The organism is Streptomyces sp. NPDC059917, from assembly GCF_042730635.1.
In the GTDB taxonomy this organism is placed as follows: domain Bacteria; phylum Actinomycetota; class Actinomycetes; order Streptomycetales; family Streptomycetaceae; genus Streptomyces.
This window is the reverse complement of the sequence record NZ_JBHWLC010000113.1, coordinates 1-20,847: the sequence shown is the minus strand read 5'-3', so window position 1 is coordinate 20,847 and position 20,847 is coordinate 1. Positions and strand designations below refer to the sequence as shown.

Here is a 20,847-nt window from a genome sequence, read left to right as displayed (position 1 = left end):
GAACCCGTAACACCCGGGCGGTGGGCCGCCCGCCCGCCGCGGGGCCCCCCCGCGCCCCCCCCCCCCCCCGCCGCCCCCCCGGGGCGCCGGCGCCCCGCCCCCCGTGGGGGGGCGGCGCGGCGCCACGGCGGCGCGGCGGCACGGCGGCACGGCGGCACGGCGGCGCGGCGGCGCGGCGGCGCGGCGATCTCAGCGGAAGGCGTCGACGTTGCGGGCCGCCCAGTCGGCGAAGCCGCGCGGGGCGCGGCCCAGGACCCGCTGGACGTCCGGGCTGACGCGCAGCTCGGCGGGGCTCGGGGAGCCGAGGATGTCCAGGGTGTCGTCGGCGAGTTCGGCCGGCATGCTCCGGGCCATGGCGGCCCTGGCCTCGTCGCGGGTGAGGTCGTCGAAGCGTACGGGCGAGCCCAGCGCGGCGCCGATGGCCTCGGCCTGCTCGCGCGGCGTGATGACCTGCGGGCCGGTCAGCTCGTACACGCTGCCGGCGTGCCGGTCGTCGAGCAGGCAGGCCGCGGCGACCTCGGCGATGTCCGCCGGGTCGACGAGCGGCACGCCGACGTCACCGTAGGGCGCCGCGACGGCCCGTCGCGCACGGACGGACCCGGCCCACCACAGGGCGTTGGAGGCGAAGCCGCCCGGCCGCAGGACGGACCACTCCGGGCCCGACTCCCGCAGGGTGTCCTCCACCGCGCGGAGCGCGACCCGGGTCGGGCCGAACGGCCTGGTCGCCACGCCCTGTGAGGACAGCAGGACGATCCGGCGGACCCCGCGGGCGGCGGCTTCGTCGATGATGCCCGCCGGGGTGGCTCCGGCGGCGTGCAGATCGCCGGAGAGCAGCACGAACAACGCCTCCGCTCCGGCCAGTACGGGCCCGAGGCCCGCCGGTTCGGCCAGGTCGGCCACCACATGGCGGACGCCGTTCGCCGCTGCCGCCGCGTGCCGCGAGACCGTCGTCACCTCCTGCCCCGCCTCGACCAGCGCCCGCGTCAGCGGCCGCCCCACATTGCCGGTCGCCCCGGTCACCACGATCATGATCAGCTCCTGATTCCGTTGTCCTGTACGGGACTTCACGCTAGGCAAGGGGCTAACCTTTGGTAAGGGCATACCTTGAGGTAAGCCCCTAACGGGGCGGGAGGCTCGCAGGTCATGGAGACCGGGACAGGCAAGGCGTATGAGGTGTTTCACACCGACTGCCCCGCGCGGGACGCGGTCGACCACGTGACCAGCCGATGGGGCGTGTGGGTGCTGATCTCCTTGCGGAGCAATGACCTTCGCTTCTTCGAGCTGCGCGAGAGCATTCGGGGCATCAGCGAGAAGATGCTGGCCCAGACCCTGCGCACGCTGGTCCAGGACGGCCTCGTGTGGCGGGAGGTCCAGCCGACCACACCGCCCCAGGTCACCTACGGACTCACGGAGTTCGGCCGGGACGTCGGCGAACCCTTGAAGGAACTCTTCGACCGGATCACCCGGTGGATGCCACCGCGCGACGCGTGACGGCCGCTCGGGTCAGCACCGTGGCGGCCCTTGTCCAGTGCCGTGACCGGAAAGGTTGACCGTGTCACGGCACTAGGTGCGTGGGCGACGGGCCGCGGTCGCCGGGTGTTTATGGTTGCGTTCCATGACGAGGACCACGCCGCCACGACCGCTCGATGTCGAGGCGCTCTTCCCCGAACTGGCCGCTCACCGCGGTACGACGACGCGGCTCCATCCGCGGCCGGGCAGCCCCCGGACGTCGGACAGCTCGGTGGGCGGTCCGATGCTGTGGCCGGCCGTCGAGCCGTGGCCGGTGTGCGGTGAGGCCCACGGCCACGGGCGGGGTCGGCGCCCGGCCGACGTCCACCGCTACCGGCGGATCCTGGCCGCCGCATGGGCGCGGGAACAGGACCCGGGCCCCACCGCGGAGGAACGCGAGCTCCTGGCCGGGCTGCTCCTGGAGCACCGGCGCCCCGAGGCGTCGGGGACCGGTCCGCCGCCGATGATCGGCCTGGCGCAGCTGTACCGGCGGGACGTCCCGGACCTCCCGGCGGGGCCGGACGGCTGCGACCTGCTCCAGGTGTTCTGGTGCCCCTTCAACGCCCACGGCCCGAGCCGGTACGACGTGGAACTGCACCTGCGGTGGCGGCGGTCGTGGGAAGTCGCGGAAGTGCTGGCCGCACCCCCGCGGCCGCTGGTCGTCGGGTCCGACGGGTTCCTGCCCGAGCCCTGCGTGCTGCATCCGGAGCAGGTGGTCGGCTACCCGTTCGCCGGTCTCCTGCCCGAGCGGTTGTGCGCCCGGCTCGACGCCTGGGAGGAAGCCCGGGTACAGGAGGTCGATCGGTCGGCCGACGGGAACGCGGCCGAGCCGGTCGGCTACCAGTACGACCTCTCCATCCCGCCCGGCTGGCGCGTCGGCGGCTTCGCCTCCTGGCACGCCACGGACCCGTACCCCGTGGACTGCCCCACCTGCAGGACACCGATGCGCCTGCTGCTGACCGTCGACAGCTCCGAGTGGGACGGTGGCAGCGCCAGCTGGAGGCCGCTCGAGGACCGGGACCTGCCCACCCATCGGTACGCGACCCCCACGGGCGTCACCGTGGGCGGGTTCGGCGAACTCAACGTCTTCGCCTGCCCCGCCGATCCCGACCACCCGCACCGCTGGAACACCCAGTAGGGGTCCACGCGGACCTCCCCGCCGCACGGTGGGTCGGGGAGGGTCGGGGCGGGCCCGGGTGGGTCCGGGTGGGTCCGCTACATCAGGTGGTGGGCGAAGAAGGCCCCGACCCGGGCCCGTACCTCGGCGAGCGTCGCGACCGGGTCGCCGGTTCCGATGAGCGCGGTTCGCGCCGTCGCCGTCACGAGTCCGGCGCTCCGGAGTCGTGCGACGAGCGAGCCGTAGTCGGTGAACGCCCAGTGGTTGGCGCGGGCGAGCAGCACCCGGTGGCCGGGAAGGCCCGCCCAGGAGGACTCGATGCGGGCGGCGCCCTCGAACCCGTCGGTGCGGAACAGCAGCAGCGGCCGGTCGGAGGCGACCGGCGCCGGGTACAGGTCGAGATACCCCTCCAGGTTGGCCACCGCGCCGACCCTGCGGTCGCGGCGGGCCGCGTACACCGCCGCGGTGCCACCCGCGGAGTGCCCGTAGAACCCGATCCGGCGGGGGTCCGCGAAGGGTGCGAGCGGCAGGTCGCCGAGCCGGTCCAGGACCAGGCGGAGGTCCGCGATCCGGGTGTCCACCATCGTGCGGAAGGTCGCCGGGTCCGGCGGTCCCATCAGGACGGTCGTGCGCATCCCGGTCGGCAGTTCCACCTGGGAGGCGTCACCGGGGTGGTCGACGAGGACGACGACGCGGCCGTGGCTCGCCAGGTCCTCGGCGAGGGTCGTGCCGAGGGTCCGGGAGTCACCGCCGCCGGGCGAGTACACCAGTACCGGCCGCCGCCCGGGCAGCGGCGGCGCGCCCTCGTACCCATGGGTGAGGACCGCGCCCCAGTCCACCGTTCCCGGCTCCGGCAGTCCCCGATGGACGAGGGGCGCGAGGCCGGTGAACTCCCGGGCCTCGCCGGGGGTGAGCTGCGGGGCCCTGGAGAAGCCGCGTACCGACCGGGCCGGGTAGAGGACGGTCAGCATCAACTCCCGCACGCCGCCCACCCAGGGGTCGGTGCGGTCCGGGTCCGTCAGGTGGACCTTCCGCACGCCCACGGGGTGCGGTCCGGTGGGCGCGGGCAGCCGCAGGACCGGGCCGCCGGAGGCGGCGGACGCGACCGTGGGCAGCAGGGCGGCGGCGCTCCCGAATAGGGTGCCCTTCAGAAGAGTGCGTCGAGAAGTCATACGAACATCCTTGGGGCGGGGGCCGTCGCGAAGCGAAGGTTCAGGTGCTGCTCGAAAGGCTGGCCGAGGACGAGGAGTTGTGCGGGTGCTGCGGGTCCACTTCACCGGGCAGGACTTCGCCCGGATTCGCTTCGCACCCCGCCCGGCGCCGCTCCAGGAACTGCACGCCGCCCTGACGACAGCCGTGACCCGGCGTGGCGGCCCCCTGTTCGCGCCGTGGCGCGGCCGCGTCCTGCGCTCCCTCCCGGCCGCGAGCGATCCGCTCGCCGACCTGGTTCCGGCCGGCCGCCCGCCCTCCTTCCTCGACGTCCTCGGGGACACCATGGCCGACGGCTTCGCGCGGATCCGCGCCACCGGACCCGGTCTCGTCCGGTCCGAGTTGGAGCGGGTCCACGGGGCGACGCCCGCCCCCGGCTGGATCCGCGGCCTGCACGCGGGCGACGAGACGGCCTGGCGCACCCTGCACCGCGCCCAGCGGGCCGCGTACGAGACGGTCCTCGCCCCGGTCTGGTCCGTCGTACAGGACCTGCACCGCGACGAGTTCACCCGCTACGCCCTGACGGCCGCCGAGCACGGCGTGGCCGTGGCGTTGACCGGCCTGGCACCGGGCAGCCGACTCCATGAGGGCGTGTGGGAGTGGCCCTGTGCCGCGCCGGACCGCGACGTCCGCCTCGGTGGGCGCGGCCTGGTCCTGCTGCCCACCTTCCACCACCCGGCGGGCCCGCTCGTCCAGGACGCCCCGGGCCGTCCCGCAGTCCTGACGTACCCGGCCGGCCCCGGGCTCGCGCCCCCGACGCAGCGCCCGGCCACCCCCGCCGAGTCCCTGGCCGCCGTCCTGGGCCGCACCCGGCTGGACGCCCTGCGCCTGCTCGCCGAGCCGCACACCACGTCGTCCCTGGCCCGAGCCCTCCACGTCAGCAACGCGACGGCCTCGTCGCACGCGGCGGCGCTCAGATCGGCCGGCATGGCGACGACGACCCGCACTGGCCGCTCGGTCACCCACCGGCGCACGGCCCTCGGCACGCTGGTCGCGGGCGCCTGAGCACCCCGGTTCGCCCGGCTCACCGGCTGGAAGCGGGTGCACAGCCGATCCGGGCTCCACCCTCCCGCGCGCCTTCTCACAACATGGGGTAGGAGTCGAGGAACGACCCCCAGAAGGTGCTCGCGAAGGGCAGCGCGTCCCAGCGCTCCATCCCCTCGCGGACGATCTCCTCCACCTCGGCCCAGTCGTGGGGGCTCGGACGCTCGTCGGGCCCGGGTCGCTCCACCTCGAACTTGTAGACGAGGTAGGCGAGCGAGGAGACGTCCTGGTGGATCACTTCGTACTCGATCTCGGAGTCGGCGTCGCACACCCAGATCGTGCCGTTCCCGAGGTGCACGAACACGGTCGCCTGGAAGAGCGTGCCCAAGGGCTGCAGCTTCCCGTGCGGGGTGTCGACCGGCTCGGCGGACCAGCTGCTGTCGAAGGCCGTCTCCGGGCTCGCCGGGTCCCGGTCCGCCAGCTCTGCGAGCATGCGGAACAGCCCGTTGGAGTACGGGATCCCGACCTCGGTCACGAAGCGCGCCCCGCCGCCGCCCGGCCAGATGCGCGCCGCCGCGTCGGGCCGGAACCTCAACAGGTCGCCGGGCTCGGCCCGTTCCACGACCACGGGCCAGTCGATTTTCACCCGCACCGGTCATTCGTCCTTCGTGTCCGTCCGACGGAGATCACACTCCACGGCGACGATCCTGGCGGTTCGGGTGAGCCATCGGCAACTACGCCTCCGGCGGACCGTGAACCCTTCGGCCCGTCGTCGATGCGGCGTGTCGGTCGTGGCGGGAGCGGGCGAGGTCATGGGCCGCGCGGAGCAGCTCCCGGGTGGGCGCCTCCGTACGCTCGCCCGGGTTCACGACGGCCAGCCAGCCGACGGATCCGTACACGGGGTGCGCGAACAAGGTGTCGGGGGCGCTCGGGTCGACCCCGGCGGGGGCCGGGTCGCGTGGGGCGCGACCGGTCCACCGGACGTACGCCGCCTTGCCTGCGGCGATGTTCACGCGGAAGGTGCCGGGCCGGTCCAGACACGATGCCTCGTCGCCCGGGTAGTTCTTGGTCACGACCGTCGCGAACGGTTGGGTCGTCGTCGGGAGGACGCCGTCAGGTGCGTAGTAGAAGAAGGTGTCCCCCCAGCTGATGTCCGGCGTGCCGTCGCCGGGTGCGGGCCTGAGGGTCAGGACGCCGTCGAGGCCGTCCACGTAGCCGATGATCTCGTCGATGGTCATGTGCTCTAGCGTTGCATTCAAGTGCTTGTGGAGACTTTGACCGCAGGGTGGAGGGGAAAGCGATGCCAAGTCTCAAATCGGGTGATCTGCGCACTGCTGATGTCGCGCGCGCCGTCGGGTGCTCCGTGCAGCACGTCCGCGACCTCGAGCGCGACGGCGTGCTTCCGCCCGCGGCGCGTACGGAGGCGGGCTACCGGGTCTACGGGGAGGTGCACCTGCAGTCCGCACGGGCGTACCGGTCCCTCGCGGTGGGCGTGGGCCCGGTCGAGGCGAAGAAGATCGTGCGCGCCTTCCACCAGGCCCCCGTCTCCCGGGCACTGGCCCTCCTCGACGCGGCGCACGCCCTGCTCGATGCGGAGCGCGCGCGGCTGAGGCAGGCCGAGGAAGCCGCCCGGGCGATCTCCGGCGAGCCGATCGACGACGTGCTCGCGTCGGACTCGATGAGCGTCTCCGAGCTCGCCGACGCCCTCGGCGTACGTCCTTCGACGCTGCGGCACTGGCATGCGGAGGCCCTCGTCGTCCCGGACCGCGACCCGGTGCGGGGAACCCGACGGTACGCCCCGGCTCAGGTGCGGGACGCGCGGATCGTGCACCAACTGCGCAAGGCCGGCTACCGCGTGGCCCCGCTTCGGGCCCTCCTCCCGGAGTTGCGGCGCACCCGCCGTTCGGAGGACGTCGCCTCGGCGCTGGCGGCCAGGGAGGCGGCCGTCACGGCCCGGTCCGAAGCGCTGCTCCAGGGGGCCGGTGCGCTGAGCGCCGTGCTCGCCCTTCACCGGCGAGCCGTCTGATCCCGGGTCGCCGGTGGGGGGCCGCCCTGCTGGTGGGGCAGGGCGGCCTATCGGCCTGACGGCCTTTCCGGGGTGCGGGGTCAGCCGCAGAACGGGATGTCGCCGAGGTTCTTGGCGTAGCGGGCGGCGATCCAGCCGCGCCCGTCGGCGAGGCGGTACCAGAGGTCGTTGTCCCCGACCTGCTCGCCCTTCACCTTGCAGGTGATGGGTACGACCGTGCCGGGCTCGATGCCGCCCACGGTCTTGCTGGCGCGAGTGCTGCTCGTGTGCACGGGCAACGGGCCGTGGGAGACGACCTTGGCCTTGTGGTGGTGCTTGCCGCAGCTCCGGCAGGTGCCGGTCTCGCCGCGCTCGCCCCGGGGTCCCGCCGGGCCGGTGTCACCCTTCGGGCCCTGGGCACCCGTTGCGCCGGGTCCGCCCTCGGGGCCCCGGGGTCCGGCCGGACCGGTGGCGCCGTCCTCGCCCTGTTCGCCGCGCGTACCGGGCCGCCCCTGCTCGCCCTTCGGGCCGACGGGGCCCTGTGCTCCGGCCGGACCCTCCGGGCCTGCGTCACCGCGCTCGCCGCGGTCGCCCTTCGCACCGGGGCTGCCCTGCTCGCCCTTGGCTCCGGCCGGGCCGAACGGTCCGGCCGGGCCCTGGACGCCGGGCGTGCCGTCATCTCCCTTGGGGCCCGCCGGACCTTCTCGGCCCGCGGAACCCTGCGGGCCCGCCGGACCCTGCGCCCCTGCGGGACCCTGCTCACCCTGGGCGCCGTTGCCACCCTTCGGGCCCGCCGGACCCCGGGCGCCGTCCATGCCCTGCGGGCCTGCCGGGCCCTGCTCACCTGCGGGGCCCTGCTCGCCCTGAGCGCCGTTGCTGCCGTTGGGGCCTGCCGGACCCCGGGCACCGTCCACACCCTGCGGGCCTACCGGGCCCTGCTCGCCTTGAGCGCCGGGGTTGCCCTTGGGGCCTGCCGGACCCCGGGCGCCGTCCATACCCTGCGGGCCCACCGGGCCCTGCGCACCTGCGGGGCCCTGCTCGCCCTGGGCGCCGTTGCCGCCCTTCGGGCCTGCCGGGCCCTGCTCGCCCTGGGTGCCGGGGTCGCCCTTCGAGCCCGCCGGACCCCGGGCACCGTCCACACCCTGCGGGCCTGCCGGGCCCTGCGCCCCTGCGGGACCCTGCTCGCCCTGGGCGCCGTTGCCGCCCTTCGGGCCCGCCGGACCCCGGGCACCGTCCACACCTTGCGGGCCGACCGGGCCCTGCGCCCCCGCCAGACCCTGCTCGCCCTGGGTGCCGGGGTCGCCCTTCGGGCCGGCCGCACCGGCCTGGCCCTGCTCGCCCTTGGCCCCTGCGGGACCGGCCGGTCCCTGCGCGCCGTCGTCACCTCGCGGCCCGGGGATGCCCTGCGGTCCGGCCGCACCCTGTTCACCACGCGGGCCGACGGGACCTGCCAGGCCCTGTTCGCCAGCGGCGCCGCGGGCTCCGGTCTCGCCCTGGACGCCGGTCGCCCCTGGGTCACCCTTGGCTCCGGCGGGGCCCCGGGCACCCGTCTCGCCCCTCGCCCCTACCGGTCCGGTCTCGCCGGGGGCACCGCGCTCGCCCTGTGCCCCGACCTGGCCGGTGTCGCCCTTCACGCCCTGCGGGCCGACGGCCCCGGCGGTTCCCGGCTCGCCCTTCGCCCCCTGGGCGCCGACCGCCCCGGCGTCGCCGCGCTCGCCCGGGAGACCCTGGGCACCGGCCGCTCCCTGGTCTCCACGGTCGCCCTTGGGACCGACCGCCCCGGTAGCGCCGGTGTCTCCCTTCGCTCCGGACGGGCCGGTTGCGCCGGTTGTGCCCGTCGCACCAACGGCTCCTGGCGCCCCGTCCACCCCGTCCCGGCCTTGTGGGCCGGTAGTGCCCAGGGCCCCGGTGGCACCGCGCTCTCCGGGGATGCCCCGGGAGCCCTCCGCTCCCGTTTCACCCTGCGGGCCGCGCGGGCCGGTGACGCCCGTCGGACCCTGGTCGCCCTTGGGGCCCACCGCGCCGGTCGCTCCCTGTGCGCCGGTTGCGCCCTGGACGCCTGCCTCACCGCGCGCGCCCGGGACACCATCCGATCCACGGTCGCCCCGCGGGCCGACGGCTCCGTCCGCCCCCGGGTCGCCCTTCGCCCCGGCGGTCCCCGTGGCTCCCTTCGCCCCCTCGTCCCCCTTCACGCCTTGGGCCCCGGTCGGACCGGTGTCGCCCTTGGCGCCGGTCGCACCCTGGGCGCCGGTGGCTCCACGGTCGCCCTGCGCACCCTGCGCCCCGACCGCTCCGGTGTCGCCCTTGAGGCCCTGGGCCCCGGTCGCCCCGGTGTCACCACTCGCGCCCTGAGCACCGGTCGCACCCAACGCGCCCGGTGCCCCGGCGTCGCCCTTCGCCCCCGGGGTACCAGCCGCACCGGTTGCGCCCTGCGCGCCGGTCTCGCCCCGCTCGCCCCGGGCACCTGTCGCCCCGGGATCACCCTTCGGCCCCTGCGCGCCGGTCGCACCCGTACCGCCCTGCGGGCCAACGGGGCCAACGGCCCCCGCCTCGCCCTTCGCCCCGGCAGCGCCGGGATCACCCTTCGCACCCTGAGCACCAGTCGCACCCGTCGGACCGGTGTCACCCCGCGCCCCCGGCGTACCAGCCGCCCCGGTCGCCCCGGTCGCACCCGTCGGACCGGTCGCGCCCCTGTCGCCCTTGGGGCCGGTGATAGGGGTGTTCACGGCGTACAGGGCCGGGGAGGCGGGGTAGTTGTTCTCCACGACCCACTGGCCGCCGTCGAGGGTCACTCCCTGGGGCGCGTCCGCGTCGACGCGCAGGACCACCGACAGTCGTGTGCGGGAGTTCGCCGGGAAGTTGTAGCTGGATCCCGCGCCCGCATCACAGGTCAGCAGGCGGTTGTTCCCCGACGCCGTGCACGCGATCGAGCCCTGGGAGTCGTTGAAGTAGTAGCGGGACTCCTCGAACGTCGTCCGCTGCGGCGCGGTGATCCTGAATGCGTTGATGAACGCGAGCCCGGCTCCGTTGGCCACCACGATCGTGGCCCGCCCCGTGGCACCCGGCGCGATCGTGGGCACGTACGGCTGGGAGAAAGTGGTCGACGCCGCGTCCGCGTACGCCGACCACGGCAGCGGGGACATGATCGTGCCGGTGGCGAGCGCGGCGACCATCACGGCGCGCAGGTGTCTACGAGACATCGGGTTCCTCATCTGGGGCTGGAACGAGGCCGTCAAGGAGCGCTGACGGCGAACCGATGATCGATACGGTGCGCCCCCCGCGCACGGCAGCCACGCCACGGGCCCACGAAAGCTGGGCCCACACGGCCCAACCCTCGCGGCCGTCGGGTCAGCCGTTCAGGGCCGACCAGAGCCACTGGCCGCCGACTCGGACGTACAGCCTCTTGTTGGCCGAGTCCACGGCCGTCGTGCCGTCGAGCGGCTGGTGGGTGAACGAGGCGTCGTTGACCGGGCCGGGAACCAGCCGCAGTGGCGGGTTGGGGGCGTTCTTGACCGGGATCGTGCCGGTCGCCTGGGCACCGGTGCTGCCGTAGCTGTTCTCCACGCGGAAATCGCCGGTGGACGACTGCTCGTAGTAGATGTGGGTGCCGGTCGGCGCGGTCCCGTAGAGCCCGACGACGTTGCGCAGCACCGCGGTCGATCCGGGGCCCGAGTAGAGCGCCACGCCCGCGTTGACCGTGGCTCTGCCCGCCTTGTTGGCTATGACCACGTTCTCCAGGGCGCTCGCGCTCGCCGCCCAGCTGATGATGTTCCGCGCGGTCTCCGGGGTGCCGGCCGCGAAGTCGCCCGCGTAGCAGTAGATGTTCGTCGCGTAGACGTGCCGGCAGCCCGCGTCGGTCTTCAGGTGCGGGCCGCCCTGCATGCGGGAGGTCTCGAACTTGCAGTCCGTGATGTAGACGCCGTTGGGGTTGTTGGAGGTGACGGCGCCCTGGCCGACCCACAGCGCGCCGGTGCCGAACGCCTCGATGCGACAGCCGGTGAAGTGGATCTGGTTGATGTTGTCCTGGCTGTACCCCCAGGTGCCGGGGGTGGCGGAAGAGGCGTTGCGCAGCCAGACGTTGGGCTGGGTGGAGCTGCCCGTGGTGCCGGTGCTGTCCTCGATGACGAGGTTGTAGAAGCGGGAATCCCAGAACTCGACGGCGTCGATGCACATGTCGTTGTTGGAGGACATGAAGACGTCGCGGAAGTAGGAGTTGTTGTTGTAGTAGAGCTCCAGCAGCAGGCCGGTCTTGCGGTTGCCGTTGAAGCCGAGGTTCTCCACGGCGCAGTAGCGGCGGTGGGTGGTGCCCGTCGAGCCGGAGGTGCCGGTGCCGGACATCCGCAGCAGGATGCCGTCACCGCCCTTGATCAGGGTGGATGCCTTGGCGCCCGCTCCGGCGAGGCGGATGCCGTCGCCCTTGACCGCGAGGGCGGGCTGCCCGGGGGTGGGCTTGACCAGGTACTTCCCGCCGGGGAAGTAGACCGTGCCGCCGCCCGCGGCGGCGGCCGCGTCGAGCGCCGACTGGATCGCGGGGGTGTCGTCGGCCGAGCCGTCGCCGATCGCGCCGTACGCCTTCACGTCGAACCGGTCGGACGTGCCCGCGGCCGTCGGCGCCGCGGCGGCGCTCCCGGCGGCGCCCAGTACGGCCGCCCCGGTGGCCAGACCGGCCACGGCCCCGGTGAGCAACGCCCTGCGTGCGGTCCTCGGTTGTTCGTTCATGGTCTGGTCTCCCCCTGTGCCGTGCCGATCGACGAACACGATCATGTCAGGAGCCACTGACAGCACGGGGTGCGGACCGCGCCCCTCCCGACGGTCCGGGCAGGCGCGTCACAGGCCCAGGGAGAGGATCCTGCGCATGTCCGCACCCGGCAGGTCGGGGTGAGCGGCTGCGGCGCTCGCGACGGACTCCGCCGGATCGGCCAGCAGCCGTACCAGGTCCTCCGCCGGAAGCCCGGGGTGGGTCGCTACCGCGCGGCGCACCGTGTGGTCGGGATCGGCTGCGAGGAGCCGCAGGGATTCGACCGGCAAGTCCGGATCCCGCACGGCCAGTTGCCTCATGCGCGCGTCGGGGTCGGTGGCCAGGCGCCGCAGGACTGCCGTCGGGAGGGGGAAGGTGTCGGCCGGACGCCACCGGACCCTCTTGTCGGGACGGTATCCGCAGTCGAGTCGCTCGGCGGTGGCGGGATCGATCCGGTCGCGGGCGTGCAGGGCCGTCGTCGTACGGACGTGGCTGTCCTCGTCGTCGAGCAGCCGGGCCACGACGGGTGCCGGAAGGCCGTCGGCCGCCGCGGCCGACGCGCGGAAGCAGGCGTACGGCGAGTCGACGTGCGGCAGGGGGTCGGCCGTCACCCACGGCAGGCCCAGGGAACGCAGCTCCGCACGTGCCAACTCCCCCGCGATCTCTCGTTCGAGCGCGTCGTCGTCCAGGTCCCGGTGGTTCGTGAGCCAGTCCGGTGGGGGCACGTCGGACAGGATCTGGGCATGGATCGCGGCGCGGGTCGGCTCCGGGGTGTCCTGCCGGGCGAATACGCGGAGCCTGCCGCGCGGATCGGGATCCTCGGCGAGTTCGTCGCGCAGCGCCGGGGTGAGGTCCGGATGGTCCGCGAGTTCCCTCCGTACGTCCTCGTCCGGGTCGTCGGCCAGCCGCCGGGCGCAGTCGGCGTCCAGCTCGCAGTGGCGTACGGCCCCGGCACGCGTGACCGGGTCGGCCAGCAGCGCCGGCACCAGGTCGGACGGCGGAACCGGATGGGGGGTCCGCCGGTAGTAGGTCGCGCAGGCTCGCGCGCGCACCGAGTCGTCGGGATCCGTCAGCAGCAGCCGGCGCACCGGTTCGGGGGCCCCTGTCCACTACCCCGCGAGCGTCGCCCGGACCGTCCGCTCCGGATCGGCCGCCAGCCGGACCCGCAGGTCCGCCGGTAGGTGATCGCTCTGCGCCAGGTACGCGCGCACCTGCGGGTCGGCGTCGTCGAGCAGCAGCTCGAACAGCTCGCGTGGCGCGTCGTCCGCGGCGATGGCCACCGCCCTGCGCACCGCGGGATCCGGGTGCTCGGCGAGCACCGTCCGGAAGGCGTGCGGGAGGCTGCGGTTGAGCGCGAGCGCGTGGGTGAGGGAGTGGTCCCCGGCCGCGATGATCTCGGCGATCACGTCATCGCTCAGGTCCCGCCGCCCGGCCACGCCGCCCGGCCCCGTGCGATGGGCGAGGAGGCGCCGTACGAGGTCGGACGGTAGGGCGGGGTTCTGCGCGAGCCCTTCCACCACCTGGTCCAGATGGACCGGCAACGGCACGGCGTCCGACACGGCGGGCAACCCTTCTGCCTGGGTGAACCGACCACCGAGTCTCTCACCCGCGTTCGGTACGGATACGTGCGGTACGGAGGCGTGCGGTACGGAGGCGTGCGCTCGCCTGCCCGTCCTCGTGGTGCGGCCGGGTCGGTCGGGCGGTACCCGCATACGGGTGATCCTGCGACCGCGCTCGTCACGCGACTGCGGGTGGATTGTCCTACAGATATGACGACTTCGCGCACGCTGTTCATGCCGTCGGGCCGGGTGGCCGTCCAGCATTCCCTTCCCGCGCCGGGCGAGCGCCGCCGGCTCCGTGAAATGTGGGGGCTGACGCCCCAGCAGGTGGCGGATGCCTTCGGCGTTCGGGTGGCCACCGTCCGCTCCTGGGAGTCGGGGCGCAGTGCGCCGACGGGCAAGCGCCGTGAGGCGTACCGGCGTTTCCTGCAGGGGCTCGCTCAGCGGGCCGACCTTCAGCCCGTGGCGGTTTCGCTGCCGGCGAGCCGCAGCCATGACGACTCCGCGGTGCGCCCGAGTGCGGATCGCCCGGAAGCCGTCGTGCCGGAGGCTGCTGCGGAGCCGGGCGCCGCGGTGACGTGGGAGCCCCTGGCTGCGGGTGGCGTGGAGGCTCCCGTTCCGCCGGAGCCGGGAGAGGCTCCGCAGGCCGGGTGGGTGCGGGGTGTGGCCGCGGCCGTTGTGGTCGTCGGGGCGTGGGCGTTGGTGCTCGTGCTTCTGGGTGCCTATGTACCGGGGTGGACCGGCTGATCTCCAGAGCCGTCAGACGATCCCGGTCACGGTGACGTGGACCGGGATCGTTCGTGGTGCGCCGGGGTATTGCGCCCGGACGGTCTCACGGATGGCGCGGGTCACGTCCAGCGCCCGGTATCCGCGCAGCAGCACGACGTGGACCTCGACGGCCGGTTCCCCTCCTTGGGCGCCGCTGGTGATCCGGATGCCCGCCGTGCGCTGGGACGCGGGTCCTGGTGCGGGGATCTTGAGCCTGGACGTGGTGGCGGAGCGCAGGAGGTCGCCCAGGGCGGGCCTGAGGAAGGCGACGCCGCTCACCCTCAGGACGGCCTCGCCGATCGTCTTCCGGGCCCGTTCGCCGCTGTGCGCCGTGGTCATGGTTGGTCCTCGCCGGGGGCTTCGTGGTGGAGGTCGGTGACGGTCACGTCGATGGAGGCGATCCGCATGCCCAGGCTCTGTTCGGCGGCCTCGGCGATGCGCTCGCGGATCTGGTCGGCGACGTGTTGCAGGTGCCGGGTCATGCCGACCGTGACCTCGATCCGGACGTGTGCCGGTGTACGGGCCCCCGGGCGCGGGGCGGGCCCGGGGTCGACGCGGCAGCTGCCGGCCCGGACGCCCGGGAGGAGTTCGGCGGCTGCGCGGAAGGTGCGGGCGGCGACGGCCTCGTAGATCCAGGCGTCCTCGTCCATCTCGCCGAGCGCGAGGGTACGGCCGGGGCGCAGTTCGAGGCGTACGACGTCCATGATGCTCGCGGTCAGCCGGGAGGCGCTCTCCTCCCAGTCGGGTCCGGCCGCCTGCTGGTCGTGGACGACGGCGTCGCGCAGTCGGGCGAAATCCTCGAGCGCCGCCGCGCAGTGGGGGCAGGCGGCCGGGTGCGGGGCTGCGGTCCCCACGACCAGGGGGCTCGGGTTCTGGTCCTCGTCGTCCCACAGGTCGGCGAGGTCCCTCCCGCACGCCAGGACCACATCGTGGTCGTCGGCGCTTGTGCCCGGTCGGGACTCGCCGGGTCCGTTCATCGCCATGCGCCCATCGCCTCCGTCAGACAACGCCGTGCTCTGAAGACTCGAGCCCGTACGGCTTCCTGGCTGATGCCGACCATTTCCGCAATGGTCTCGTACGGCATTGCCTCGATCTCCCGCAGGACCCAGCAGGCGCGCTGCTCCGTGGAGAGGACGGCCATCGCCTTGCCGAGTGCGTGGACGGCGGCCTGGGACTCCGCGGCGCGCTCCGGTGAGCTCTGGTGCTCGGGCGCGGCCTGCTCGGGCAGCTCGTCGATGTCCGTGACCGGGCGGCGGGAGCGCAGCGTGTTCAGGCACCGATTGGTCACGATCCGGTGCAGCCAGGTCCCGAATCCCGCGTCGCCGCGGAACTCGGGGAGTTTGCGCCACGCGCTGACGAAGGCGTCCTGGACCGCGTCCTCGGCCTCGGACCTGCTCCCCAGGAGCTGGGCCGCCAGTCGGAGCATCGGCGGCCCGTATCTGCGGACCAGGGCCTCGAAGGCCTCCTCGTCGCCTTCCGCCGCCCGCACGGCGAGGAGCGCGTCGTCGCTCTCCCCGGCCCGCGGGCTTCGTTGGCCTTGGTCCCGCTCAGCCGTCACCCGTCGGCTCCTCTCACGTTCACCTCGTTGGACACCCCGAGCACCCCCTCCGTTACGCGCACGGGACGACGAACTTCCCGGCCTTCTGATTCGGAGCAAGTGCGTAACGGGACTGCCCCGGCAGGTGTCGAACGTAGGCAAGCGCGTTTCGGCAACGACGTTCGTAGGGAGCGAGAATGACCACGCAGGAACTGGCCCCGGCCACGAGCACCCGCAAGAGTGCCACCACCACCCTGAGCACGGGGCAGAGCGGCGTGTCCGAGCCGCCCTCCACGCGCGGCAAGACGTCCATCGCGGACGTGGTCGTCGTCAAGATCGCCGGGATGGCGGCCCGTGAGATCCCCGGCGTCCACGACATGGGCGGCGGCCTGTCCCGCACCCTGGGCGCGGTCCGTGACCGGGTTCCCGGCGGGCGTCCCAACGTCGGCCGCGGCGTCAAGGTGGAGGTCGGCGAGCGCCAGGCGGCCATCGACGTCGACCTCGTCGTCGAGTACGGAGTCCCCATCACCGACGTCGCCCGGGACGTGCGGGAGAACGTGATCGCGGCCGTGGAGCGGATCACGGGGCTGGAAGTCGTCGAGGTGAACGTGGCGGTCAACGACGTCCACCTGCCCGGGGACGACGAGCCCGGCTCGCCGTCGGAGCCCCGCGTGGAGTGAGCGGCCCGGCCGCCGTTTTCCGTTTCTCGTGAGGGGTGAAGTCGTGAGGGGTGAAGTGATGGGCAAGGACACGCTGGGACTGCTGGTCGGCATGGCGCTGGCGTTCGCCGGATGGTTCGGTGGCTTCGGGGCCTTCCTCCTGGTCGCCGCCCTGGGAGCGCTCGGCTTCGCGGCCGGGCGGTTCCTGGAGCAGGGAGGCGACCTGCGGGAGCTGCTCGCGACGCGCGAGAGGACCCGGAGGTGACGGCCCACCAGCGGGGCACGACCACCGTCGCCGACCGAGTGGTGCGCAAGATCGCCGAGCAGGCCGCGCGGGAAGCGGTCACGGGTCGCGGTGGCAGCCTCACGAAGGGGTCGGCCTCCGTGCACGGGCGGACGGCGCGGGTGGGCGTCGACGTCGCGCTCGCCTACCGCGGCTCGGCGGGCGAAGCCGCTCGCCTCGTCCAGGACCACGTCGCCGCCCGGACCCGTCACCTGACGGACCTGCGTCTGCCCGCACCCCGCGTCAGCGTCCGGGCACTCACCACCCCGGCCGGTGCGCCGGGCCCCACCGGCGACGAGGTCTCCCCGGCCCCTGAGGGGGCACGGCGCCGCCGGTGGTCCGAACGCCGCCTGCCCGTCGCCCTGTTCTCCATCGCGGCCTTGGTCGGCGCCGGCGCTCTCGTCCACGATGCCGCCGCCGTACTCCTGTGGGGGCATCCGTCGGCGCCGTGGCGCCGCGACCTCGTCGACTGGTTGGCCGGGAACGGCCCGGCCGACACCCCGGCATGGGCCGCGGCAGTGGCGGCCGTGGCGGGCCTGTGGATGATCGCCCTGGCCCTCACCCCGGGGCGCCGCAAGGACCTGACCATGGCCATGGCCTGCGACGGCGTGCGGGCCGTCATCAGCCGGCGTTCGGCCGGACATCTGATCACGGCCGCCCTGACCCAGGTCCCCGGCATCACCGCGGGCCGGGCGCGGGTGGGCCGCAGGCGCGTGCGCGTGCGGGCCGAATTCGCCGACATCGAAAAGGCCCGGGCCCTCGAAGAGGTCGGGCAAGCCATCGCGGCCGCGGTGCGGGAGCTGGGTCTGGCCGCGCCGCTCCGTACCCGCGTCCGCCTGCGCCCGAGTCGGCTCTCGCGGTCGGCGCCCCCGACCCTGCAGGAAGAGGACCTCGATGGACCGCACGCGTAACCTCGTCAACCGGCTGATCCTGCTGACCGGCGGCGCCGTACTGCTCGCCGCGGGCACGGCCGTCCTCACCCACCACGCACCCGGCGCGAGCGAGTTGCCTCGCTGGTGGGCGGCCTTCGGCGACCGCGGCCACTGGATCGCCGCCCGGACCGGGTGGGGTTCGCGGAGCGGATGGGATCCGGCCGCCGCGGGCGCCGTCCTGCTCCTGGCCTCCTCGTCAGCGGCCGTGCTGCTCCTGCAACTTCGCCGTCGCATCGTCCGACGGCTGCCGCTGTCCGCCCCGGGCACCACACTGGAAACCGGAGCCCTCACGACGGCGGTGACGGCCCGCCTGCGACCCCTGCCCGGCGTCGTCGCGGTCCGCGGCAGCCTGCGAGGGACACCGGCGCACCCGTGTCTCGGGACCCGCCTCGTCCTGGACGACACCGCCTCGCCGCGCCAGGTCCTCACGGCCCTGACCACGGATGTGATGCCCGAGGCCCGCCGCTTCCTCACCCCCCATCCCCTGACGGCCGAAGCACGCATCACCGTCCGGGCCCGCCCTCGACGACGGGCGGTCTAGCCGCAACCACGACAGCGGCCGGGGACTCGGCAGCGGCACCTACCGGCTGACGTACGGCTCTTCGGACAGCCATCGCGCCGGGAGGACCGCGGCTTCGGCCGGCGCGTGCGGACCTGAGGCCCAGCGAGTGGGGTGGTGGTGGAGCGTGGGCGACGGCCGCGGGAGCGGTGACTAGGCGGACCCTGACGTGTACCGCCAGACGGCATGCTCCAGTCCAGCTCTGTCGTGTCCGAGAAGTGCGGCGGCTTCCTCGTAAGCTGCGCGCACCTGCTCGTAGCGGCGGTCCTGAACACCGGCATCCGCGGCGAAAGTCCGCAGATGTACGTCGACAGCGACCTGCGAGCGGCCGACAAGGTTGCTCATGTAGTCGATGCTCTTCGGACCCACCCCCTTCACCGTGCGCAGAGTGGCGCGGTTGGCCTGGTGGTCGAGCCATGTGTGGAGATCGTCGCGGGTGTCGACTCCGTTCACGGCCAGGAGGTCGGTGATGGCGCGCGCCGTCGCGACCTTCTGAGCGTGGTTGAACTTCATGGCGACGGCCAGGTCGTCCGTGGCGAGCCGGGCTTGAAATCCGCGGACCGTACTCGCATCCGGCCAGCTCGTCTGCAGCCGGAGCAGCCGCGGCCGGAGGGTCGCCTCGTAGTTGCACCGGGGCTGGAAGCTGACGTCGCAGATGACGGCGCCCATGTGGGTCCATCCGCCGGGCGGGGGAAACGGTCCGTCGCCAAGGAGGCGCTGAACGTGGCTGGCAAGCCGCAGGGCAGGGCTGGGTACGGGCATGGACCCATGATGCTGTTCTGGTCCCACGATCCAGCCGGAAAGCGCAGAACCCGCGAACGGTTGGGCGGCAAGAAGGCGCTGCCGAGGCGCGAGGAGGGCTATTCCGGGCGGCTGAAGCGGTGGGTGGACCAGAGGAGGGCCAGGGCTCCGGCGGCGAGGAGGGCGGCGGCTTCCAGGAGCAGCGGGGGGTGGTGGCCGAACCATTCGATGCCTCCCGCGGCCGCTTGGTCGGGGACCCGCAGTGTGATGGAGCGGCGCAGCAGGTCCACTCCGTAGGCGAGGGGGTTGCCGGCGGCGAGGGTGCGGGCCCAGCCGGGGAGGTTGTCCAGGGGGAAGAAGCCGCCGGAGAGGAAGAGCAGCGGCATCATCACCAGGCCGAGCAGCATGTGGAAGAGTTCCGCGCGGTTCAGGCTGACGGCGAGGGCGAGCGCCAGGGCGGTGATGGCGAAGGAGGCCAGGACCATGCCTCCGAGGAGCATGGCCAGCAAGAGGGGGTCGTAGGGCAGGCCGACGGTCCCGGCCAGGGCCAGGAGGACGGTGCCCTGGACGGCGGCGACGGCGGTGCCGCCCGCGCAGTTGCCCAGGAGGAGGGTGGCCCGACTGGCCGGGGCCATCAGGAGTTCGCGCAGGTAGCCGGTCTGCCGGTCGGTGATCAGGCGGATGCCGACCATGATGGCGGGGGTCTGGACGGTCATCATCAGCATGCCGGGGAAGAGGTAGGTCTGATAGCCGACGCCGAGTGCGGAGTGCGGGATCAGGGCGGCCAGGCCGCCGCCCAGGACGAAGAGGTAGAGCACCGGCTGGATCAGCATCAGAAGGGTGTGGGTGGGGTGCGAGGACAGCCGTAGCAGGTCGCGGTGGACCAGGGCGCAGACCGCGCGCAGTTCCTGGCGCAGCCGGGTCCGCGGGGCCGGTTCGGCCGCTTCGGGGAAGGTGGGGGTTCCCGGTGCGGTGGTCGCGGGGGTGGTCACCGGCGCTCCCTTGCCGTCGTGGTGGGGGCCTGACCGGTGGCGGTGGGTGCGGGGGCGTGGCGTGCGGCGTGGATGCTGCGGCCGGTGTGGTGGAAGAAGACGTCGTCGAGGGTCGGCGGGGTGGCCGAGGCGGCCCGCACGGGGATGCCTTCGGCGTCGAGTGCGGCGCACAGGCGCGGGATCCAGGAGCTGCCGTCGGGCACGCGCAGGCTGATTCCGTCGGCGTCGACGGTCGTACGGGTCCCCGGCGGGGCGGTGCGGCGCACGACGCGCTCGGCGGCGGGGTCGTCGTGGGTGCGCAGGAGCACCCGGTCGTCGCCGATCGCGGCCTTGAGGGCGGCGGGGGCTCCCTGGGCCACCAGGCGGCCGCCGTCGATGATGGCGAGGCGGTCGCAGTTCTCGGCCTCGTCCAGGTAGTGGGTGGTGACGAAGAGCGTGATCCCCTGCCGGTCGCGCAACTGGCGCAGGTGGTGCCAGACCTGGGCGCGCGCGTGGGGGTCGAGGCCGGTGGTCGGCTCGTCCAGGAACAGGAGCCGCGGCTCGTGCAGCAGTGCGCGGGCGAGTTCGATGCGCCGCCGCATTCCGCCGGAGAGGGTGCGGACCGGGGCCGGCCGTCGGTCGCCGAGGTCGACCGCCTCCAGGACTTCGACGATGCGACGGCGGGCGTGCCTGCGGCCCATTCCGTAGAGGCGGGCATGGATGTAGAGGTTCTGCGCGACCGTCAGATCCGCGTCGAGTGCGCTGTGCTGGAAGAGCATGCCGACCTGCCGCCGGACCAGGTCGGGTCGGCTGACCACGTCGATCCCGGCCACGGTGGCCCCGCCCGCGGTGGGGCGCGCCAGGGCGCACAGCAGGGCGATGGTGGTGGACTTCCCCGCGCCGTTGGGACCGAGGAAGGCGAAGGTCTCTCCCTGGTGCACGTCGAGGTCGAGTCCGCGCACGGCGGGGGTGAGGGTGCCGTCCGGTCCCGGGTAGCTCTTGGCCAGGGCCCGGGTGCTGATGGCGTACGGCGCCGGTGTGGCGGGCGGGCTCGCGGGGGGCGTGGTCAGGAGGGGCGCGCGGGCGGGGGCGCGGTCACCGGCGTGCGGCTGCGTGGCCAAGGGGGGTCCTCGTCTGCTCGGAGTCGTCCGCGGGTGGGAACGGGTGCGGGAGGCGGTGTCCGGGGCGGGGCGGGGTAGCGCGGATCTGGTCGGGACGGGGGGGCTCCGGCGGGCGGGCCCCGGGGGGGCCGCCGGCCCGCGGGGGTACGGTGGGG

The 20,847-nt window shown here is 74.1% G+C and carries 23 protein-coding genes; 9 read left to right on the top strand and 14 right to left on the bottom strand.

Going from position 1 to position 20,847, the window contains the following annotated elements:
• Positions 1 to 189 precede the first annotated feature (189 nt).
• Entirely contained in the window at positions 190 to 1,029 is an 840-nt protein-coding gene (locus ACFWAR_RS36505; protein WP_385787109.1) for an SDR family oxidoreductase, read from the bottom strand.
• Between the two features lie 114 nt (positions 1,030 to 1,143).
• On the opposite strand from ACFWAR_RS36505, the gene ACFWAR_RS36500 reads away from it, so the two are divergent.
• Both ACFWAR_RS36500 and ACFWAR_RS36495 read left to right on the top strand, forming a co-directional pair.
• Positions 1,144 to 1,491, top strand: coding sequence for a winged helix-turn-helix transcriptional regulator (locus ACFWAR_RS36500; protein ID WP_385787106.1), 348 nt, complete (start codon positions 1,144 to 1,146; stop codon positions 1,489 to 1,491).
• A gap of 124 nt (positions 1,492 to 1,615) precedes the next feature.
• Positions 1,616 to 2,647: a hypothetical protein gene (locus ACFWAR_RS36495; protein ID WP_385787103.1), complete on the top strand. Its 1,032-nt coding sequence runs from the start codon at positions 1,616 to 1,618 to the stop codon at positions 2,645 to 2,647.
• Between the two features lie 77 nt (positions 2,648 to 2,724).
• Here the strand turns inward: ACFWAR_RS36495 and ACFWAR_RS36490 are convergent, their stop codons facing one another.
• Positions 2,725 to 3,798 (bottom strand): alpha/beta hydrolase family protein, encoded by a 1,074-nt coding sequence (locus ACFWAR_RS36490; protein ID WP_385787100.1) that lies wholly within the window; start codon positions 3,796 to 3,798, stop codon positions 2,725 to 2,727.
• Between the two features lie 85 nt (positions 3,799 to 3,883).
• Between ACFWAR_RS36490 and ACFWAR_RS36485 the strand changes: the two genes are divergently transcribed.
• Positions 3,884 to 4,840, top strand: coding sequence for an ArsR/SmtB family transcription factor (locus tag ACFWAR_RS36485; RefSeq protein ID WP_385787097.1), 957 nt, complete (start codon positions 3,884 to 3,886; stop codon positions 4,838 to 4,840).
• A 76-nt stretch (positions 4,841 to 4,916) separates the two neighbouring features.
• On the opposite strand, the gene ACFWAR_RS36480 is transcribed toward ACFWAR_RS36485, so the two are convergent.
• Positions 4,917 to 5,471 carry an SUKH-4 family immunity protein gene (locus tag ACFWAR_RS36480; protein WP_385787094.1) on the bottom strand — a complete coding sequence of 185 codons (555 nt, stop codon included), beginning with the start codon at positions 5,469 to 5,471 and terminating at the stop codon, positions 4,917 to 4,919.
• A gap of 82 nt (positions 5,472 to 5,553) precedes the next feature.
• Positions 5,554 to 6,057: a DUF6194 family protein gene (locus tag ACFWAR_RS36475; RefSeq protein ID WP_385787092.1), complete on the bottom strand. Its 504-nt coding sequence runs from the start codon at positions 6,055 to 6,057 to the stop codon at positions 5,554 to 5,556.
• Between the two features lie 62 nt (positions 6,058 to 6,119).
• Here ACFWAR_RS36475 and ACFWAR_RS36470 point away from each other — a divergent pair, with 62 nt between their 5' ends.
• On the top strand, positions 6,120 to 6,845 hold the full coding sequence (locus tag ACFWAR_RS36470) for a MerR family transcriptional regulator (protein ID WP_385787089.1): 726 nt from the start codon (positions 6,120 to 6,122) through the stop codon (positions 6,843 to 6,845).
• A gap of 80 nt (positions 6,846 to 6,925) precedes the next feature.
• Here ACFWAR_RS36470 and ACFWAR_RS36465 read toward each other — a convergent pair whose 3' ends face one another.
• The 4 genes from ACFWAR_RS36465 to ACFWAR_RS36450 form a co-directional block, all read right to left on the bottom strand.
• A complete protein-coding gene (locus ACFWAR_RS36465) occupies positions 6,926 to 10,024 on the bottom strand; it encodes a hypothetical protein (protein ID WP_385787087.1) in 3,099 nt (1,032 codons plus the stop codon).
• Between the two features lie 148 nt (positions 10,025 to 10,172).
• Positions 10,173 to 11,543, bottom strand: a complete 1,371-nt coding sequence (locus ACFWAR_RS36460; RefSeq protein ID WP_385787084.1) for a glycosyl hydrolase family 28-related protein — start codon at positions 11,541 to 11,543, stop codon at positions 10,173 to 10,175.
• 108 nt (positions 11,544 to 11,651) lie between these two features.
• A complete protein-coding gene (locus ACFWAR_RS36455; RefSeq protein WP_385787081.1) occupies positions 11,652 to 12,650 on the bottom strand; it encodes a hypothetical protein in 999 nt (332 codons plus the stop codon).
• 21 nt (positions 12,651 to 12,671) lie between these two features.
• The gene (locus ACFWAR_RS36450) at positions 12,672 to 13,121 is read right to left on the bottom strand and encodes a hypothetical protein (RefSeq protein WP_385787079.1); all 450 of its coding nucleotides are present in this window, start codon (positions 13,119 to 13,121) and stop codon (positions 12,672 to 12,674) included.
• A gap of 210 nt (positions 13,122 to 13,331) precedes the next feature.
• Between ACFWAR_RS36450 and ACFWAR_RS36445 the strand changes: the two genes are divergently transcribed.
• Positions 13,332 to 13,868: a helix-turn-helix domain-containing protein gene (locus tag ACFWAR_RS36445; RefSeq protein ID WP_385787076.1), complete on the top strand. Its 537-nt coding sequence runs from the start codon at positions 13,332 to 13,334 to the stop codon at positions 13,866 to 13,868.
• A 12-nt stretch (positions 13,869 to 13,880) separates the two neighbouring features.
• Here ACFWAR_RS36445 and ACFWAR_RS36440 read toward each other — a convergent pair whose 3' ends face one another.
• The 3 genes from ACFWAR_RS36440 to ACFWAR_RS36430 are packed head-to-tail and all read right to left on the bottom strand — an operon-like array spanning position 13,881 to position 15,447.
• A complete protein-coding gene (locus tag ACFWAR_RS36440; protein WP_385787073.1) occupies positions 13,881 to 14,228 on the bottom strand; it encodes an Asp23/Gls24 family envelope stress response protein in 348 nt (115 codons plus the stop codon).
• Positions 14,225 to 14,872 carry a hypothetical protein gene (locus tag ACFWAR_RS36435; protein ID WP_385787070.1) on the bottom strand — a complete coding sequence of 216 codons (648 nt, stop codon included), beginning with the start codon at positions 14,870 to 14,872 and terminating at the stop codon, positions 14,225 to 14,227. Before ACFWAR_RS36435 ends, ACFWAR_RS36440 begins: the two co-directional genes overlap by 4 nt.
• Positions 14,863 to 15,447, bottom strand: a complete 585-nt coding sequence (locus ACFWAR_RS36430; protein WP_385787067.1) for an RNA polymerase sigma factor — start codon at positions 15,445 to 15,447, stop codon at positions 14,863 to 14,865. The genes ACFWAR_RS36435 and ACFWAR_RS36430 overlap by 10 nt, the downstream gene beginning before the upstream one ends.
• Positions 15,448 to 15,623: 176 nt before the next feature.
• Here ACFWAR_RS36430 and ACFWAR_RS36425 point away from each other — a divergent pair, with 176 nt between their 5' ends.
• From ACFWAR_RS36425 to ACFWAR_RS36410, 4 genes are read left to right on the top strand one after another with little or no spacing between them, the layout of a single operon-like run.
• A complete protein-coding gene (locus tag ACFWAR_RS36425) occupies positions 15,624 to 16,106 on the top strand; it encodes an Asp23/Gls24 family envelope stress response protein (RefSeq protein WP_385787064.1) in 483 nt (160 codons plus the stop codon).
• 58 nt (positions 16,107 to 16,164) lie between these two features.
• Positions 16,165 to 16,350 carry a hypothetical protein gene (locus ACFWAR_RS36420; RefSeq protein ID WP_385787111.1) on the top strand — a complete coding sequence of 62 codons (186 nt, stop codon included), beginning with the start codon at positions 16,165 to 16,167 and terminating at the stop codon, positions 16,348 to 16,350.
• Complete coding sequence (locus tag ACFWAR_RS36415) at positions 16,347 to 17,279, top strand: DUF6286 domain-containing Asp23/Gls24 family envelope stress response protein (protein WP_385787061.1); 933 nt, start codon at positions 16,347 to 16,349, stop codon at positions 17,277 to 17,279. The genes ACFWAR_RS36420 and ACFWAR_RS36415 overlap by 4 nt, the downstream gene beginning before the upstream one ends.
• The gene (locus tag ACFWAR_RS36410) at positions 17,263 to 17,841 is read left to right on the top strand and encodes a hypothetical protein (protein ID WP_385787058.1); all 579 of its coding nucleotides are present in this window, start codon (positions 17,263 to 17,265) and stop codon (positions 17,839 to 17,841) included. Before ACFWAR_RS36415 ends, ACFWAR_RS36410 begins: the two co-directional genes overlap by 17 nt.
• 171 nt (positions 17,842 to 18,012) lie before the next feature.
• On the opposite strand, the gene ACFWAR_RS36405 is transcribed toward ACFWAR_RS36410, so the two are convergent.
• The 3 genes from ACFWAR_RS36405 to ACFWAR_RS36395 form a co-directional block, all read right to left on the bottom strand.
• The gene (locus ACFWAR_RS36405; protein ID WP_385787055.1) at positions 18,013 to 18,528 is read right to left on the bottom strand and encodes a hypothetical protein; all 516 of its coding nucleotides are present in this window, start codon (positions 18,526 to 18,528) and stop codon (positions 18,013 to 18,015) included.
• Positions 18,529 to 18,719: 191 nt separating this feature from the next.
• Positions 18,720 to 19,592 (bottom strand): ABC transporter permease, encoded by an 873-nt coding sequence (locus ACFWAR_RS36400; protein ID WP_385787053.1) that lies wholly within the window; start codon positions 19,590 to 19,592, stop codon positions 18,720 to 18,722.
• Positions 19,589 to 20,692: an ATP-binding cassette domain-containing protein gene (locus ACFWAR_RS36395; RefSeq protein WP_385787050.1), complete on the bottom strand. Its 1,104-nt coding sequence runs from the start codon at positions 20,690 to 20,692 to the stop codon at positions 19,589 to 19,591. Before ACFWAR_RS36395 ends, ACFWAR_RS36400 begins: the two co-directional genes overlap by 4 nt.
• Positions 20,693 to 20,847: the final 155 nt, after the last annotated feature.

Excerpts from the sequence above, each read along its gene's own strand:
- ACFWAR_RS36405 (WP_385787055.1), bottom strand. The coding sequence starts at position 18,528 with ATGGGCGCCGTCATCTGCGACGTCAGCTTCCAGCCCCGGTGCAACTAC.
- ACFWAR_RS36475 (WP_385787092.1), bottom strand. The coding sequence starts at position 6,057 with ATGACCATCGACGAGATCATCGGCTACGTGGACGGCCTCGACGGCGTC.
- ACFWAR_RS36490 (WP_385787100.1), bottom strand. The coding sequence starts at position 3,798 with ATGACTTCTCGACGCACTCTTCTGAAGGGCACCCTATTCGGGAGCGCC.
- ACFWAR_RS36440 (WP_385787073.1), bottom strand. The coding sequence starts at position 14,228 with ATGACCACGGCGCACAGCGGCGAACGGGCCCGGAAGACGATCGGCGAG.
- ACFWAR_RS36500 (WP_385787106.1), top strand. The coding sequence starts at position 1,144 with ATGGAGACCGGGACAGGCAAGGCGTATGAGGTGTTTCACACCGACTGC.
- ACFWAR_RS36425 (WP_385787064.1), top strand. The coding sequence starts at position 15,624 with ATGACCACGCAGGAACTGGCCCCGGCCACGAGCACCCGCAAGAGTGCC.
- ACFWAR_RS36505 (WP_385787109.1), bottom strand. The coding sequence starts at position 1,029 with ATGATCGTGGTGACCGGGGCGACCGGCAATGTGGGGCGGCCGCTGACG.
- ACFWAR_RS36460 (WP_385787084.1), bottom strand. The coding sequence starts at position 11,543 with ATGAACGAACAACCGAGGACCGCACGCAGGGCGTTGCTCACCGGGGCC.
- ACFWAR_RS36470 (WP_385787089.1), top strand. The coding sequence starts at position 6,120 with ATGCCAAGTCTCAAATCGGGTGATCTGCGCACTGCTGATGTCGCGCGC.
- ACFWAR_RS36465 (WP_385787087.1), bottom strand. The coding sequence starts at position 10,024 with ATGTCTCGTAGACACCTGCGCGCCGTGATGGTCGCCGCGCTCGCCACC.
- ACFWAR_RS36435 (WP_385787070.1), bottom strand. The coding sequence starts at position 14,872 with ATGGCGATGAACGGACCCGGCGAGTCCCGACCGGGCACAAGCGCCGAC.
- ACFWAR_RS36410 (WP_385787058.1), top strand. The coding sequence starts at position 17,263 with ATGGACCGCACGCGTAACCTCGTCAACCGGCTGATCCTGCTGACCGGC.
- ACFWAR_RS36495 (WP_385787103.1), top strand. The coding sequence starts at position 1,616 with ATGACGAGGACCACGCCGCCACGACCGCTCGATGTCGAGGCGCTCTTC.
- ACFWAR_RS36445 (WP_385787076.1), top strand. The coding sequence starts at position 13,332 with ATGACGACTTCGCGCACGCTGTTCATGCCGTCGGGCCGGGTGGCCGTC.
- ACFWAR_RS36420 (WP_385787111.1), top strand. The coding sequence starts at position 16,165 with ATGGGCAAGGACACGCTGGGACTGCTGGTCGGCATGGCGCTGGCGTTC.